The organism is Taklimakanibacter lacteus (assembly GCA_003576695.1).
Taxonomy (GTDB): Bacteria; Pseudomonadota; Alphaproteobacteria; order Rhizobiales; family Aestuariivirgaceae; genus Taklimakanibacter; species Taklimakanibacter lacteus.
Genome location: QOZQ01000006.1, coordinates 374070 through 390249, shown reverse-complemented (window position 1 = coordinate 390249; position 16180 = coordinate 374070). Strand labels below are relative to the sequence as shown.

Here is a 16180-nt window from a genome sequence, read left to right as displayed (position 1 = left end):
CGTGTCTGAACTCATTTCTGGTATGAAGCCCGGCGATTGGCATATGGAACAAGGATAATGGCAAAGAAAGCCACAACACAGAAATCCGTCGAGACCCTCAAGCATGACGAAGCCAAGCGGAAGAACATCCCGACGGCGGAATATCAATCGGTGCTGGACAAGGAGCAGCAGAATCCGAAGCAGGTCCGCTATGAGCGCAACCGGGATCTTGATCCTCAGCTCGTCTGGCGCGGCAAGGACGAGCAGGACTGGAGCGATCTCATCGTCCATGCGCCGCCGCTCTATATCCAGGAGAAGGTCCATCCCAAGGCGCTGATCGATGACTTGCTGCGTGAAAGCAAGGAGCGCGCGCATGACTCAGGCGAGTTGACGCCCGATCTCTTCGCCGATTTCAACGGCATCCCCAAGGATGTGGACAAGACCGATTTCTACAGTCACGACCAGAACTGGTCGAACCGCATGATCCTCGGCGATTCACTGCAGGTGATGGCGAGCCTCGCCGAGCGTGAAGGCCTGCGAGGCAAGGTGCAGTGCATCTACATTGATCCACCCTATGGCATCAAGTTCAACAGCAATTTCCAGTGGTCGACGACCAGCCGCGATGTGAAGGACGGTAATGCCGGGCACATCACGCGAGAACCGGAACAGGTGAAGGCGTTCCGCGATACCTGGCGTGATGGCATCCATAGCTATCTCACTTACCTTCGAGATCGTCTTACGGTTGCGCGTGATCTACTCACTGAATCAGGATCGATCTTTGTCCAAATAGGTGACGAAAATGTACACCGTGTTCGAGCGGTGCTGGATGAAATCTTCGGAGAAACGAGTTTTGTGTCGCAGATCTCAATCCAGAAAACCGGCGGTTTCTCGCAGTCCAAGATCGGAAACATACTTGATCACATATTGTGGTATGCTAGGTCGATAAGTTCGCTGAAGTATCGGCCAGTCAATTTGCTAATTCCAGAGCCTCCTCCGGACGATCCTAACTACGTCTTACTAGAGTGCACTGATTTTGACTTTCGCCGTATGACGCCCGGGGAGCGTTTTCGGCAGCAGCCACTTCCCGATAATACGCGCATCTTTCGGCTCGGACCGCTCCAGTCCGATGGCGCGAGTAAAACTGATCAAAGGGTCGTATTCGAGGGCAAAGAATTCTTTCCGGGCGCTAATTCACACTGGAAAACCAGCATTGAAGGCATGCACCGTCTCGGCCGTGCAGGAAAGCTTCTGAGAGTTGGCAAATCGCTTTATCATCGACTTTACTGGGATTCCTTTTCAGCTAAAACTCTCGACAACATTTGGCTAGATACGCAGTCGGGAGGATTTAACGACCCAAAGGTATATGTCGTGCAAACAACTACCAAGGTGGTTCAGCGCTGCTTATTGATGGCTACTGACCCGGGTGACCTGGTTTTTGATCCGACGTGTGGCTCTGGCACTACAGCCTATGTTGCCGAACAGTGGGGTCGTCGCTGGATCACGATCGATACATCCAGAGTTGCACTGGCGCTGGCGCGTACCCGCATCATGGGTGCGCGCTATCCGTTCTATCTCCTCGCTGATTCGCGTGATGGCCAAATCAAGGAGGGCGACATCGCCCGCATTGCGCCAAGGAGCAAGCCGGTGCATGGCAATATCCGGCATGGATTCGTCTATGAGCGGGTGCCCCATATCACGCTCAAATCCATTGCCAGCAATGCCGAGATCGATGTTATCTGGGAGAAGTGGCAGGTAAAGCTGGAGCTGTTGCGCGAGAGTCTTAACGCTGTGCTCAAGAAGGAGTGGCAAGAATGGGAAATCCCGCGCGAGATGGACGAATCGTGGCCGGAGTCAGTGAAGAAACTGCACTCTGGCTGGTGGGAAGCGCGCATCGGCCGGCAGAAGGAGATCGATGCCTCCATCGCCGCCAAGGCCGAGTTCGAATATCTCTATGATCGGCCCTATGACGACAAGAAGAAGGTCCGCGTCGCCGGCCCCTTCACCGTCGAGAGCCTGAGCCCGCATCGCGTGCTGGGAGTCGATGAGAATGACGAGCTGATTGATCAATTCGACGACCCTAGCTCTGAATACGGCGTCAAAAACTCATTCCCCGAGATGATCCTGGAGAATTTGAAAATTGCCGGTGTGCAGCAGGCCCATAAGGAAGACCGGATCACTTTCACGGCGCTCAACCCCTGGCCGGGCGATCTCGTCTGCGCCGAGGGTCGCTATATGGAAGGCGAGACGGAAAAGCGCGCCGCGATCTTCATCGGCCCGGAATTCGGCACCGTGCAGCGCGCCGATCTCGTAGCCGCCGCGCGCGAGGCCGGTGATGCCGCCTTCGACGTGCTGATCGCCTGCGCTTTCAACTACGAGGCCCATACGACAGAATTCTCGAAGCTCGGCCGCATCCCGGTGCTCAAGGCGCGGATGAATGCCGACCTGCATATGGCGGATGACCTCAAGACGACCTCCAAGGGCAATCTCTTCGTCATCTTCGGCGAGCCGGATATCGACCTCCTGCCCGAAAAGGACGGCAGGCTCAGGGTGAGGGTGAAGGGCGTCGATGTGTTCAAGCCGCAGACCGGCGAGGTGGTCAGCGACGGCGCCGATGGCATCGCCTGCTGGTTCATCGACACCGACTACAATGAAGAGAGCTTCTTCGTGCGCCATGCCTATTTCCTTGGCGCCAACGATCCCTACAGCGCGCTGAAGACGACGCTCAAGGCGGAGATCGATCCCGAGGCCTGGGCAACGCTCCACAGTGACACGTCACGGCCCTTCGACAAGCCAAAAAGAGGACGTATCGCCGTCAAAGTAATCAATCATTTGGGCGATGAAGTAATGAAAGTGTTCCGCGTCAGCTAGATCGTTTCCCACGGACTTTCTAATCGTTCCGCTAGTCGGCAGTTTCTTGGGATTAGACACATGCAAATGATACAGCCGCAATATTTGACACTATCAAAGCTTCTTGATGCGAGGCTTTTCCGAATTCCGGAGTATCAACGCGCTTATAGTTGGACTTCTCAGGAACGCGGCGACCTTTTTACAGACATATTGAAAGTCCACACGGAATCTCCGAATGACGGTCATTTTATGGCGGCAATCGTCTGTCTGCGTCGTTCAAAGCAAGTCCTTGGGACGGACGAGTACCATGTAGTAGATGTTGTTGACGGGCAACAGCGGATAACCACCCTGCTGATCCTACTAAACGCAATAAAACTCAGTCTAAACAAGACGCTGAAGAACACTGAGGCGAAGCTTGCGCGAGAGATCGCGGAATTGCTGGTTAAGACTGAAGGAGACGAACTGCTGCTACTTCAAACCAATCACGACACAAGCCGGCATTTTGCAACCTACCTGCGCAAAGGCGTCGCTAAGGAGCCAAAAACGGCCAAGACCATTGCCGATCGAGAACTACTGCAGGCAGTCGAAGATTGTCGAGCATTCATCACCTTGTGGAAAACGCAGGGCGGATCTTTGGTCGAGCTAGCGGCGTTACTGAAAAATCGCCTCTACTTTCTACTTCACGAAGTGGAAAGTGAGAAGGCTGTCTACACGGTGTTTGAAGTACTCAATAGCCGCGGTCTCGATGTCTCTTGGCTAGATCGTTTGAAAAGTATTTTAATGGGAGCGGCCTTTGATCTTAAAAAGGGCAATACAAAGGGCCTGGTCTCTGAACTGCACTCAACATGGCGAAGTATCTATTCGGTAATAGGACTTCGCCAAGGTTTAAGCACAGAGGCACTGCGATTCGCTGCCACGCTTCTTGCGGACGAGCCCCCTAGTCGCCCATTGGGAGAGAAGGATTCCGTCGCTCTTCTCCGTTCGAAGGCGAGCGATGCAAAACACATAAGAGAAGTTGGTGACTGGCTTCTGCGTGTAACGAAGGCATGCGATGAACTGGTCGCGAATGTGCGGATAAATGCTGTTACGCGGATTTCTCAGGCTCGACTGCTTGCGACAGCAATTCTTCTTAGGGAGGATATCTCAAAAAAGGATTGCGCTAGGCTGTTGGCAAGATGGGAGAAGGTATCCTTCCGCATATACGGCATGTATCACTATGACGCCAGAACTAGAGTGGGTGACTACGTTCGACTGGCCTGGCGTGTCGTGAACGCCGATCTATCAGCGAAGGCCATAGATGCTGAGATAAAGGAAATCGGGAAAGAGTTCAGAATTCAAGGTGCCGTCGACGAACTGCGGGCTGCTGATTGCTACATTGGCTGGGAGAATGAGCTGAGATACTTTATGTATCGCTACGAGGAACACCTTTCTGGTGTTCGAAAGCTAAACTTCAAAAACGAGCAATGGGAGAAAATTTGGATGGAGAGTCCGTCCAAATCCATCGAGCACATATGGGCAAAGAGTAAGGCTCCAGCGAAACTCAAGCATCGCTTGGGAAACTTGGTTTTGTTGCCACCAGGTCTTAACTCGAGACTGCAAGACAAGGATCCAAAAGATAAGGCACAATCGTACCATTTGACGGGGCTTTTAATTGCCATCGAAGCTGCAGATAAGATTGATGCGCAAGGCTGGAAGCAAAAACAAATAGTAGATCGAGAGGAGATGTTACTCAAATGGGCTGCCCGAGAATGGGCGGATTAGTGGTGTGAGGATTATGGACTTTCGCATCGCCGACACGTTCACTGACAGCCTTGCGCGATTGACAGGTGAGGAACAGAAAGCTGTCAAGACAACGGCCTTCGACTTGCAGCTCGATCCAGCCAATCCAGGCATGAGCTTTCACAAACTCGACAAGGCGAAGGACAAGAATTTCTGGTCTGTGCGCGTCAACCGCGATATCCGCCTCATCGTCCACAAGACGCAGACCAACCTGATGCTGTGCTATGTCGACCATCACGACAAAGCCTATGCCTGGGCCGAGAGGCGCAAGCTTGAGGCGCATCCCAAGACAGGCGCCGCGCAACTGGTCGAAATTCGCGAGACAGTGCAGGAGGTCGTTGTCCCGGTCTATGTGCAGACCAACCTTCCGCTCGAACCGATGCCATCGCGGGATGCACCGACCCTATTCGCGCGAATCCCTGATGAGGAGCTGCTCGGCTACGGCGTGCCCCCGGAATGGCTGGCGGATGTCAAGCGCGCCACCGAGGACACCCTGCTGACATTGGCAGATCACCTTCCCGCCGAGGCGGCGGAGGCGCTTCTTGAGCTTGCCACCGGGGGCAAGCCGCGAATGGCGGAGTCCCCTGGTGCTCTCGTCAGTCCGTTCGACCATCCCGATGCCCAGCGTCGTTTCCGCATCATGGCCAATGTCGAGGAGCTCGAACGCGCCCTCGACTACCCGTGGGATAAATGGACGATCTTCCTGCATCCTGAGCAAAGGTATCTGGTGGAACGAAGCTATTCCGGCCCGGCACGCGTCTCAGGTTCCGCCGGCACCGGCAAAACGATCGTCGCGCTCCACAGGGCTGTCCATCTGGCGCGGGCAAATCCCGATGCCCGCATCTTACTCACTACCTTCTCAGAAGCGCTTGCCCAGGCGCTGCGCGTGCGCCTGCGCCGGCTCTTGGGCGACGAACCGCGTCTGCAAGAACGAGTTGATGTTCATGCCCTTGGCAGCATCGGCCAGCGCCTGTACAAGGCGCATGTCGGTCCTTTCGAGATCGCCAGCCGTGAGACAATTGCCCCGCTGATCGAAGCGGCCAGCCGTTCCCAGCCCAACAATCCTTATACTCAATATTTTCTGGCTACAGAATGGGAAGATATCGTAGATGCGTGGCAGATCGGCAGCTGGGAGAACTACCGCGATGTCGCGCGCCTCGGCCGGAAGACGCGACTCACGGAAGCACAGCGTCGTATCCTTTGGTCGATCTTCGATGCGGTGCGCGACACCCTGAAGTCGAAGAAGCTTATCACCGAAGCTCAACTCTTCACTGAGCTTGCCGAGTCGCTTTCTAGGGCTCCGCGGCCTGTGTTTGATTTTGCGGTCACCGACGAATCCCAGGATGCGACACCTGCACATCTTCGTTTCCTGGCGGCACTCGGCGGCGGGAGACCTGACGCCCTGTTCTTCGCCGGCGACCTTGGCCAGCGTATCTTCCAACAACCCTTCTCGTGGAAGAGCCTTGGTGTCGATGTTCGCGGCCGCTCACGCACTTTGCGCGTGAACTACCGAACCTCGCATCAGATCCGGTCCCAGGCCGATCTTCTGCTGGCTTCCGAGATTGCCGACGTGGACGGTAATGCAGAGACTCGAGGTGATGCCGTATCTGTATTCAACGGACCGCCGCCGCTGATGAGGACATTCGCCAGCCAAGCGGAGGAGAGCAGCGCCGCGGGACAATGGATCGCCGATCTAGCGAAATCCGGCGTCTCTGCGCATGAGATTGCCGTCTTTGTCCGCTCTGTCGCCGAGCTTGACCGAGCCCGTGAAGCCGTTTCCAAATCTGAGCTGCCCGCCAGGATCCTCGATGAGAAGATGGAAAGTGTCAGCGGACATGTTTCGATCGCCACAATGCATCTGGCCAAGGGGCTCGAGTTCCGCGCTGTCGCGGTGATGGCCTGCGACGACGAAGTGATTCCCCTGCAGGAACGCATAGAGGCCGTCGGCGACGAGAGCGACCTACAAGAGGTCTACGATACTGAACGGCACCTTCTCTACGTCGCATGCACCCGTGCGCGCGATTACCTGCTGGTCAGCGGCGTAAGACCGACATCCGAGTTCCTGGACGATTTTGCGGGCTAACGGAATGCAACCATCAAATCCGCCCCTCGATGAGTTTCAGAAGCGGTTTTGCTCCGATACCAACCGGAACATCCGGTTGCTCGCGCCCGCGGGCAGCGGCAAGACCCACAGTCTTCTTTACCGTTGTGCCGAAGTTCATCGTCGTCAGGGCGGTAGCGCGAAATTCCTCCTCATCACCTTCACTCGGGCAGCGCGTGACGAATTGAGAAAGCGGCTTGCGCTGCCGGACTTCAAGGAAGCCAGCGGGGCCATCGAAGTATCGACGCTGAATGGCTGGGGCTGGAAGAGAGTACGATCTGTCTTCTCCAATCCGAGACTTATGACTTCGGCCTACGACAAGAACATGCTTAGTCGAAACGTGCTCGCACCTGTAATCGAGCGACACCCGATCGTCGCCGAAGCAGCGCGCAGTGGAACAGGCCGATTTCACGAATTGCTGCTGGAGACGATCGATCTGTTGAAGAGTCTGTCGTTTGACCACGAGCAACATGTCACGCCGGCTGCACATGAGGCTCTGATGGAGCATCTCGAGGATATCGGTTGTGGCGCAATGCTCAACATTCTCTCAGATAACCTTGAGAAGCTGAAGATCATTCCACCACCCGCGGAAGCCAGGAAGAGCGATGAGCCGCACCCTTTCAAGAAGTTCATGGAGTTCTGGTGCGATGCCGTCGGCACGCTGCAATCCCAGGCTTTCTTTACCCTGGAAGACCAGAAGTATGCGGCAGCGCGCGTCTTGGAGGCAGCTATCGAAAGAAAACAGCTCCCCGTCGGGGGTGCCCGCTACACTGACATTCTCGTGGATGAATTCCAGGATATAAATCCCCTCGATCTCAGGCTTGTCAAAGCTCTGGTCACCTATAACAATTCGAGCATCACAATTGTCGGCGATGACGATCAAGCGATCTATGAGTGGCGCGGATCCGTCCCCGACTTCATCCTCAATCCGGAGAAGAATTTCAAGCGCGACTTCGTCACACATATCCTCGAGAATAACTATCGATGCCCAGCAAATATCGTGGAATCCTCGAAGGCGCTGATATCCAACAATAAGCGACGCGTAAAGAAGGTCATCCAAGCCAAATCCCCACTCACGGCCGAAATCGAAGTTGCCATGCAAGAAGACTTCACCAGGACGATCGAGAAGGTGGTCGGCGTCGTGCAGGGTTTTATGTCTCAGTATGGAGGAAAAGGGCAGCGGATCGCGCTCATGTCACGCAAGCGTGCTCAGCTGATCCCCTACCAGATCATTTTTGCTGCCGAGGGCATTTCCTTTTGCGCCGCCGAGGATCTTCAGGTTTTCTTGAGCGAGGCCTTCAAGCAGCTGAGGGGAGTTATCGAGATAAGAGCTTCCTGCGAAGGGCGAATGCGCTCCCGCCAGATCACGGATGCCGTCGTCATGCTCGTGGACAAGCTCAAGCGATTCCCGCTGAAGAAAGAAGAGCGTGCCAAGCTGGAAGGCCATTTGACCCGCAGTTCACCGAAGTCAATGGAAGAAGGTATCGCATCGCTCGCGGCCTATGCAGGCCCAATCAAGAGCATGACGGGCGAAGCGGCCGTGTCCATGTGCCGGTCAGCGGCCATCTCGTTGCGCAAATATGTTGGAAGTGAAACCGTGTCCGCATGTCTCGACAGTCTGGCCGTCGATTTCCAAGGTTTTGAGAAGGATTATGGCAAGTCCAGAGATGAGATATTCTATGCCGATCCGCCGTTTTACTATCTTTCTCGCTATGCCGAGCGCTATGGGACGGATTTTGACGCGTTTCTCGACGACATCGACAAGGCGATAGATACGTTAGTACAGCTCCCAATTGATGAGGATTCTGCGAGCGACTTCTGGGATCGGCCGGTGCACCTGATGACCGCCCTTCGAGCTAAGGGGCGTGAATTTGACGAAGTCGTCCTACTGGACGTGAATGACGGCATTTGGCCGGCTAAGCAAGCGGTCTCCGAGGCTCAGCAAGAGCAAGAACGAAGAGTTTTCTATGTTGCAATGACACGAGTAAAACGCAAACTATGGCTGACTGTGAGCGCAAGAATTGGCGACGATCCAACAGTACCCTCACCCTATCTGAGAGAAGCTCGATTCACATCGTAAGCGTGATACTTTGATCGTTTCGATTGTCTGGAGTTCGGGAGCCAATGGGAGTTGCAAGCTTGCTCAATCCTGTGAATCACGACCAGCAGTCGATGATTATTGAATAACAGTGGCCTTGCTTTGGTTTTCTTTCAGAACTTCTGCATAAATCAGAAATAAGACCTATGGAGGGATGGCGTGGTTGAAACAATTTACAAGAAAGTCGAACCAACACTGCGAAGCTTGGTTGAAAGCATCAAGATGGGCGATATCGGCCTTCCCGATCTACAGAGGCCATTTGTTTGGACCAACGCGAAGATCCGGAATCTTTTTGACTCAATGTTTCGGGGATTTCCGGTCGGCTATTTTCTTTTCTGGGAGACCACCGAAATTGAAGGCAGCAGATCAATCGGACTTGATTCGAAGCAGCGACCGCCACGGTTACTTGTCGTTGACGGCCAACAGCGCTTGACAAGCCTATATGCCGTAACTACCGGAACGCCGGTGATCCGAGAAGACTACCAACCAGAAAAAATAGAGATCGCATTCAATCCGCTGGCAAGTCAATTTGAAGTCGCTGACGCAGCAACGCGTCGAGACCCATCCTATATCCCAAACATTTCCGTCCTGTGGGAAGCTGGCGCCAACATCTTTAGCATTTCCGATGCATACTTGAATGGCCTAGTTCAAAGCCGCTCAATCTCCGAGGGAGAGAGAGCCCAAATACAGTCAGCACTGATTAGGCTTTCCAATCTGATGGGCTATCCCTTCACCGCACTGGAATTGTCTTCTCAAGTAGGTGAGGAACAGGTTGCTGAGGTGTTTGTCCGAATCAATTCCGAAGGCAAGAAGCTAAATCAGGCCGATTTCATTTTGACACTCATGTCAGTCTTTTGGGACGCCGGCCGATTTGAACTAGAGAAGTTCAGTAGGGACTCTCGAGTGCCTTCCGTTTCGGGGCCATCGCCATTTAACCACTTCATTCAACCTGGCCCCGATCAGCTCTTGCGGGTCGGTGTCAATCTAGCCTTCCGTCGAGCACGCCTTAAGTATGTTTATTCACTTCTCCGCGGGAAGGACTTGGAGACCGGGGAATTCAGTCGGGAGCGCCGGGATGAGCAGTTTGCCAAACTCAAGACCGCCCAAGCCCATGTCGTTAATCTGCAGTACTGGCACGATTTTCTCAAATCGGTTCGTGGCGCCGGCTTCCGCTCTGAAAGGCAAATCAGCTCCGAGAACAATCTGCTCTTTGCGTACAGCCTGTACCTCATTGGTAGGACGGAACTTGCGGTCGACGAACAACTCCTTCAGCGCCTCATGAGCAAATGGTTCTTCATGACCGCCCTGACCGGCCGTTACACAAGTTCACCTGAGTCAAAAATGGAATTCGACTTGGCCAGATTCCGGCAGGTGAATACCGCAGATGGCTTCGTTAAAGTGTTGTCGGAGATTTGTGATTCGACGCTGACAGCAGACTTCTGGGCTATTACCCTGCCCAATGAGCTAGCGACTTCGGCTGCTCGCAGTCCGTCATTGTTTGCTTATTTTGCTGCCCTTTGCCTCCTTGACGCCAAGGCTCTCTATTCCGTTCATAGAGTATCCGATCACTTTGATCCAAGCCTCACGGCGCCCCGGAACGCCGTTGAACGTCATCATCTGTTTCCAAAAGCCTACCTCGAGAGTATTGGAATCGACGAAACTCGTCAGATGAATCAGACGGCCAACTTTGCCATCGTGGAATGGAATGACAATGTAAAAATCTCACGGAAAGCACCAGCCGATTACGTCAAGAAAATGGAAGCCAACTTCTCCGCGAAGGATCTTGAGCGTATGTATTACTGGCACGCTCTACCAGATGGCTGGTTCAACTTAGACTACCGAGAATTCCTCGAAAGGCGACGCGAGTTGATCGCGGGTATTATCCATGCGGCCTATCTTAAATTGTCAGGTGAGTCTGTTAGTAAACTCGAAGCGGTCCTCGATCTTACCGCTATCGTTGCCGGTGGCGAAAGCTCGACGACTGAGTTCAAATCAACTCTGCGAACAAACCTGCATACTCAGCAACCCGACCCGCGTATGGAATTCAGCGTCCTCCGCACCATAGCCGGGTTCGTGAACTCTCCCGGCGGCGGGACTTTGATTATCGGAGTCACCGATGACGGCGTGGCTCTCGGAATTGAGGAGGATCACTTCCCAAACGAGGATAAAATGAATCTCCATTTGATCAACTTGATCAAGTCTCGCTTGGGGACAACTCACACCCTCTATATCCATCCGCGGTTCGACGATTTTGGTGGCAAGCGGGTCCTCGCGGTCGACTGTCTGCCTGGACGCTCACCGCTCTATCTCAAAGACGGTGGGGAAGAGCGATTGTTCGTTAGAACAGGGGCGGCCACAAGCGAGCTCAAAGGTTCACAAGCAAATGAATACATCAGGCAACGATTCGGCAAATAGGCAGTGATACATCGTGTCACTGATGGTCAATGTTTGAGTTTTCTTCAGGTGGAGAGCATGCCCGACACATCTAAACCACAAGACCCACCCCTCCCACCTTCTGCCCAGTTGGTGCAGATGGCATCCGCCAATTGGGTCTCCTGCATCGTCCATGCGGCGGCGAAGTTCGACCTGGCGGACAAGCTTGCAGACGGGCCGAAGACGGCGGCCGAGATTGCAGGCGCACTCAAGCTGCATGCGCCGTCGCTGCACCGGATGATGCGTAGCCTTGCCGGGCTGGGCATCCTGACCGAGAGCGACGGCCGGCGTTTCGGGTTGACGCCGCTGGGCTAGGCGCTGAAGACAGGGGCGCCGGGCTATGCGCGCTCCTCCATCCTCACTGTGTGCGGACCGTGGTTCACCAGCGCCATGGAATCGCTTTCCTCCAGCGTCGAGGACGGCAGACGGCGTTCGAGAAGATCAACGGCATGCCGGCCTTCGACTTTCTGGGAAAACATCCTGAACTCGCCTCGCTGTTCCCGGAGACGATGGTGGGCATCCATGGCGGCGAGCCGCCGCGTTGCCAAGGCCTATGACTTCTCTAAGCTCACGACGATCATCGATATGTGCGGGGCCAATGGCAATATGCTGGCGGTGCTGCTTTCGCTCCATCCGCATCTCAAGGGCATCCTGGCCGACCTGGAGTCCCCTTGCTAAGTCAGTGCATTCGCCAAACGTGAAAAATCATATGCATCGGTGAAGGCGCGAAAGGCGGACTGGGCTTTCGACAGGTTGGTCCTGTTGGGATAGATCATGCTCATCTGATAGGTGGAGGCTTGCCAGCGCGGCAGGACTTCAACGAGAGCGCCTGACGACCTGAAGGCCGCACTGACATAGGCCGGCAACAAGGAGATTCCCGCGCCCACCACACTCGACTGGAGAAGGAAACCCATTGAATCGCTTTTCAGTGCGGCGACGGGGCGGAGCGATACGCTCGCGTTCTCGTCCGAGAAACTCCAGTCCAGATGCGCGGCATGGACCAGGCAGCGATGTGCAAGGAGATCATTGGGATGGGTGATGGGCGCTGCGGAAGCGACATAGTCCGGAGACGCGACCAGCATCCGTTTGACGGAAGACAGGCTGCGGATGATGAAGTCCTGGCCGGAAACAGGCCCTACGCGAAAGGCGAAGTCTATCCGTTCCCGGATAATGTCCAGATGCTCATTGGTGGCCAGCACTTCAATTTCAACTTTCGGGAACTGGGCGGAGAAATCCCGCAGGAAGCCCGGCATGAAGTATGTCGCAGTGACTTCCGGACAGGTGATCCGCAACGCGCCGATCGGCTGGTCTCTCAGATTGGACATCGCCCGCTCGGCGAGGGCGGCCTCGGCCCTGACACGCCGGCAGTGTTCCAGATAGACGCGGCCGCTGTTCGTCAAAGTGACATTGCGCGTCGACCGGTTGAGCAGGCGCAGACCCAGCCTTGCTTCCAGCTGCGACACGCGCTGGCTGATCGTCGATTTCGGAATGCCGAGGCGGGCCCCCGCTTGGGTGAAGCTGCCGCAATCCGCGACCTCGGCAAACAGCAGCATATCGTCGATATTTTCCATGCCCATCCCTCCGCAGGACGAAGGCGCGCTTGCGCATGATTCTTCCGGATCATGCTCCAGCTTTTTGTTTGCGCATGATTTTTCCGGAAAACCGGCATCCACTTTTCCGGATCATGCTCTACCACATCACAGCTTCACCAGCTGCTTGCCGAAGTTTTCGCCCTTTAGCATGCGGATGAAGGCGTGAGGAGCGGTATCGATGCCGCTCGATATATCCTCCCGCGTTTCGAGAAGACCTTGCCTGTACCAGGCCAGCAACTGCGCCCGAGCGGCGACGTAGGACTGCACAAAGTCATCCAGGAGAAAGCCCTGGATCCTGGCGCGGGTGACCAGAATGCGCCTGAGGTGCCTGAGCCCCAAATCCGGCTGGCCGAAGCGATCCGCCAGGGCGACCGTTCCGACAATGACGACCCTGCCGAACAGATTGAGGCTGGACATCGCCGCATCGTGGATCGGCCCCGCGGTGTTGTCGATGAAGACATCGACACCCTGCGGACAGGCGGCAGCCACGGCGTCTGCCAGGTCCGCCGCCGTCCGGTGATTCACACCGGCGCGATAGCCGATGCTCCTGCACCAGGCGAGCTTCGCGTCACTTCCGGCAACCGCCACGGGATCGAGCTTGCGGATGCGCGCGATCTGGCCGGCAATCTGGCCAACGGCGCCGGATGCGGCCGAGATCAATACCGTCTCGCCCTCCTTGGGCGAGCCCACATCAAGCAGCGAGAAATAGGCGGTCAGGCCCGGCATGCCGAGGCAACCCAGCGAGGCCTGGACAGGTGCCGCCGCCGGATCCAGCGCCATGGCGGTTTTGCCTGAGATGACCGTCATCGGCTGCCAGCCGAAATCATCGGCCTGCACGATGTCGCCGGCCTTGAAGCCGGGGGACTCCGACTGCAAGACCTCACCCACGCCGCCGCCGCGCATCACGTCGCCGATCTTCAATCCGGCCGCATAGTTTTTCGCCGGACTTATCCTGCCGCGCATATAGGGATCGACGGAAAGCCATAGAGTCCTGACCAGCAATTCGCCTGGGCCGGCGGCCGGCGCAGGAAGGTCCTCCAGAAGGAAGTCGTCGGGACCAGGCATCCCCGTGGGGTAGCGCTTGAGGAGCCAGCTCGAATTCCTTGTCATGGTCGACCCGATATGGTGGCGTTGAGGCCCAGCGAATAACGCGAGCCTTGCGCATCCGGTAGTCCGCTTTTCGGAACTGCCTGTCCGTGCTGCCGGACAATCCCCGCAATGCCAGGCCGGGCAAAAGTGCCGCCCACAGGAATGCTCTCGCTTTGTTTAAAACAAGACTGCACCGTCGAGGCCGATGACCGACGCCAATCCCGCTCCATACCGGGCCTGGCGGCGCCGCCAAAGAATGGCAGCGAAAATCCTGTCAGCCGATGCGCCAAAGACTTCGCCGCAATTCGCCCCTTCTGAGTGATATCTCGCGATTTGCGCATGTTCGCCCTCCCCTAAAGATCTCTGTGGCTGTGCCCGACAAGAGTTGTCCTCCAGCCCAGACTCACTCCAGCGCTCTCCTGAGCGCGTCGGACTGCTCGGCGAATTTGCGCGCATTGGCCTTCCGCAGACGCTCAAGGTTTTGCAGCTTCCATTGGACGCCCGGCAGTTGCTCCAGATGCGGCACGCCCAGCAGATCCCACGCGGGCTGCGCAGCGACCAGCGATAGCAGGAACCGCCGCTCGTCGGCCGTCAGGCCCTGTTGAAGCTCGCGCACCATCCGCTCGCGCCCCGCCAGGAGCGCATCGAGCTCGACGGGCTCGGCGGTCATGCCTGAGAAATTATGCTCGAACTCCTGACGGATGTCGCGAAGCGACGGAAACAGGACCTCGTGCACCGGCCGATTATGGCTCGCGAGATAGACGACGAAAGCGCGGCGGATGCCCGCCGTGATCCCCTCATGCGCGAAGAGCTGCATGATGTCGAACAGATCGCGGGGATGCTGGCGGTCCATCGCCGCGACCAGCTTGCCGCCATACATGTCTTCAAGCGACACTACCGGGATATCGAGATCCGCTTGCAGCGTGTCGCGCGCATTCTGTGTCGGCGATGCCATGTGCGGCGGATGAACGGTGCCGCGCATGACGAAATTGACCTCGACCTTGACCTCGATGGCGCCCTGGCGCACCAGCAACCTGGTTTCGCCGGCATCCGCCGAAGCCGGCGCATGGGTCTGGAAGCCCTGCTTCCTCAGGCGCGCAACGGACTGGCGGATGGCTTCGTTGATGCGCTTGAGCGCCTCCTCGCGCGGCAGCGTGTAATCGGGAAACACCAGGTCGAGGTCGACCGAGAGCCGCGGCATGTCGCGCACGAACAGGTTGATCGCCGTGCCGCCCTTGAGCGCGAAGGTATCGTCGACGAGCACGAGCGGGGCGACGCGCGTCAGCAATCGGGCGCTGTCCAGATAGATCTGGTTCACGGCTTCAGCACCAGAAGGCCGTCAGCCGAACGCGACACCCACGGCCGGTCGCTGCCCTTGGGCAACCGGGATGGGTCGAGCTTGCTGGCCCAGGGCTGGGAGAGCTCGCGGCCGAGTTGCAGGCAGAGGCGCACAGTCTTGACGCTGGTGCAGTGCTTGAGCAGGTCGTTCAGAACATCAGCACGCAGGCTGTAGCTGCTCTCCACCAGCTCGCGCGCTTCCTGCAGCGGTTGCCTGACGCCCACCTCGCTCAGAACCTCCAGCAGCGCGCGCTCCGGCGCCGAGACGAGCGGAGCGCCTTTGCGGTTCTCGAAGGGCCGGACATGCAGCAATGCACCGGGGTGCTCCTCGAACAGCCGCTTGCGGTGATACCCGGCCGGGAAGCGATGGGTGAACCACTCAGGGAGGCGCCCAGCCTTCCAGCCGTAGAGATGAAGGACGGGCCGCTGCAACACGTAGTGGCGGATGCCATGCCAGTCGAGCGCGGACTTGCCGCCGACATGCAGGCCTTCAAAGCTTCGCTGCAGCCGCGCAACACTGGGATGCAAGGCGGGCGGATCATTGGGGCGGCAAAAGACCCCGCGCGCCAGCCGCTCCAGCCAACCCGCCCGAACATAGTGGACCGCGAGATCGGCCGATATTCCGAGGGCGGCAAGATCCGCGGAGGTCAGCGGTGTCCCTGGCGCCAGGCAGGTGTAGAGCTTGTTTAGCTTGTCTCTTTGAGTCGTAGCCATACTACGATTATACTAATAATTCCAAAATCGGGCAAGCTTGACTTTGGCGACTGGATCGTAGCCAGACTACGATTATCTGCGCCAATCCAAATGAATTGAAAGGAAAAGCCTTTCCCTGCGGCCGAGCCCGGGTTTCGGCCGCCCCCTTCTACGGGGAGGGCTATGCATATGGAATTTTGCGAGGCTCCTGGAAAGGAGAAATTACTCCTC

13 protein-coding genes are annotated in these 16180 nt (G+C 56.6%); 7 read left to right on the top strand and 6 right to left on the bottom strand.

Going from position 1 to position 16180, the window contains the following annotated elements; genetic code table 11:
* Window positions 1–57: 57 nt before the first annotated feature.
* The 6 genes from DT068_RS14830 to DT068_RS14805 all read left to right on the top strand — a co-directional run bounded on the left by DT068_RS14830 (window position 58) and on the right by DT068_RS14805 (window position 11552).
* The gene (locus DT068_RS14830; RefSeq protein WP_119390612.1) at window positions 58–2847 is read left to right on the top strand and encodes a site-specific DNA-methyltransferase; all 2790 of its coding nucleotides are present in this window, start codon (window positions 58–60) and stop codon (window positions 2845–2847) included.
* Between the two features lie 60 nt (window positions 2848–2907).
* On the top strand, window positions 2908–4587 hold the full coding sequence (locus tag DT068_RS14825) for a DUF262 domain-containing protein (RefSeq protein ID WP_119390611.1): 1680 nt from the start codon (window positions 2908–2910) through the stop codon (window positions 4585–4587).
* A 13-nt stretch (window positions 4588–4600) separates the two neighbouring features.
* Window positions 4601–6688, top strand: coding sequence for a 3'-5' exonuclease (locus tag DT068_RS14820; RefSeq protein WP_119390610.1), 2088 nt, complete (start codon window positions 4601–4603; stop codon window positions 6686–6688).
* A 4-nt stretch (window positions 6689–6692) separates the two neighbouring features.
* On the top strand, window positions 6693–8786 hold the full coding sequence (locus DT068_RS14815; protein ID WP_119390609.1) for a UvrD-helicase domain-containing protein: 2094 nt from the start codon (window positions 6693–6695) through the stop codon (window positions 8784–8786).
* 177 nt (window positions 8787–8963) lie between these two features.
* The gene (locus DT068_RS14810; protein WP_119390608.1) at window positions 8964–11219 is read left to right on the top strand and encodes a GmrSD restriction endonuclease domain-containing protein; all 2256 of its coding nucleotides are present in this window, start codon (window positions 8964–8966) and stop codon (window positions 11217–11219) included.
* Window positions 11220–11336: 117 nt separating this feature from the next.
* On the top strand, window positions 11337–11552 hold the full coding sequence (locus DT068_RS14805; RefSeq protein ID WP_162914207.1) for a methyltransferase family protein: 216 nt from the start codon (window positions 11337–11339) through the stop codon (window positions 11550–11552).
* 23 nt (window positions 11553–11575) lie between these two features.
* Here DT068_RS14805 and DT068_RS28035 read toward each other — a convergent pair whose 3' ends face one another.
* Window positions 11576–11716: a hypothetical protein gene (locus tag DT068_RS28035; RefSeq protein WP_162914206.1), complete on the bottom strand. Its 141-nt coding sequence runs from the start codon at window positions 11714–11716 to the stop codon at window positions 11576–11578.
* Window positions 11717–11759: 43 nt separating this feature from the next.
* On the opposite strand from DT068_RS28035, the gene DT068_RS28030 reads away from it, so the two are divergent.
* Window positions 11760–11915 (top strand): methyltransferase, encoded by a 156-nt coding sequence (locus tag DT068_RS28030; protein WP_162914205.1) that lies wholly within the window; start codon window positions 11760–11762, stop codon window positions 11913–11915.
* Here the strand turns inward: DT068_RS28030 and DT068_RS14795 are convergent.
* The 5 genes from DT068_RS14795 to DT068_RS14780 all read right to left on the bottom strand — a co-directional run bounded on the left by DT068_RS14795 (window position 11912) and on the right by DT068_RS14780 (window position 15970).
* Window positions 11912–12910 (bottom strand): LysR family transcriptional regulator, encoded by a 999-nt coding sequence (locus DT068_RS14795; protein ID WP_162914204.1) that lies wholly within the window; start codon window positions 12908–12910, stop codon window positions 11912–11914. The two genes, DT068_RS28030 and DT068_RS14795, sit on opposite strands and share 4 nt — an antisense overlap.
* A 24-nt stretch (window positions 12911–12934) precedes the next feature.
* On the bottom strand, window positions 12935–13939 hold the full coding sequence (locus DT068_RS14790; protein ID WP_119390604.1) for an NADP-dependent oxidoreductase: 1005 nt from the start codon (window positions 13937–13939) through the stop codon (window positions 12935–12937).
* Window positions 13936–14259 (bottom strand): hypothetical protein, encoded by a 324-nt coding sequence (locus DT068_RS28025; protein WP_162914203.1) that lies wholly within the window; start codon window positions 14257–14259, stop codon window positions 13936–13938. The genes DT068_RS14790 and DT068_RS28025 overlap by 4 nt, the downstream gene beginning before the upstream one ends.
* A gap of 62 nt (window positions 14260–14321) precedes the next feature.
* Complete coding sequence (locus DT068_RS14785) at window positions 14322–15236, bottom strand: nucleotidyl transferase AbiEii/AbiGii toxin family protein (RefSeq protein WP_119390603.1); 915 nt, start codon at window positions 15234–15236, stop codon at window positions 14322–14324.
* A complete protein-coding gene (locus tag DT068_RS14780; protein ID WP_119390602.1) occupies window positions 15233–15970 on the bottom strand; it encodes a type IV toxin-antitoxin system AbiEi family antitoxin domain-containing protein in 738 nt (245 codons plus the stop codon). The genes DT068_RS14785 and DT068_RS14780 overlap by 4 nt, the downstream gene beginning before the upstream one ends.
* Window positions 15971–16180 lie beyond the last annotated feature (210 nt).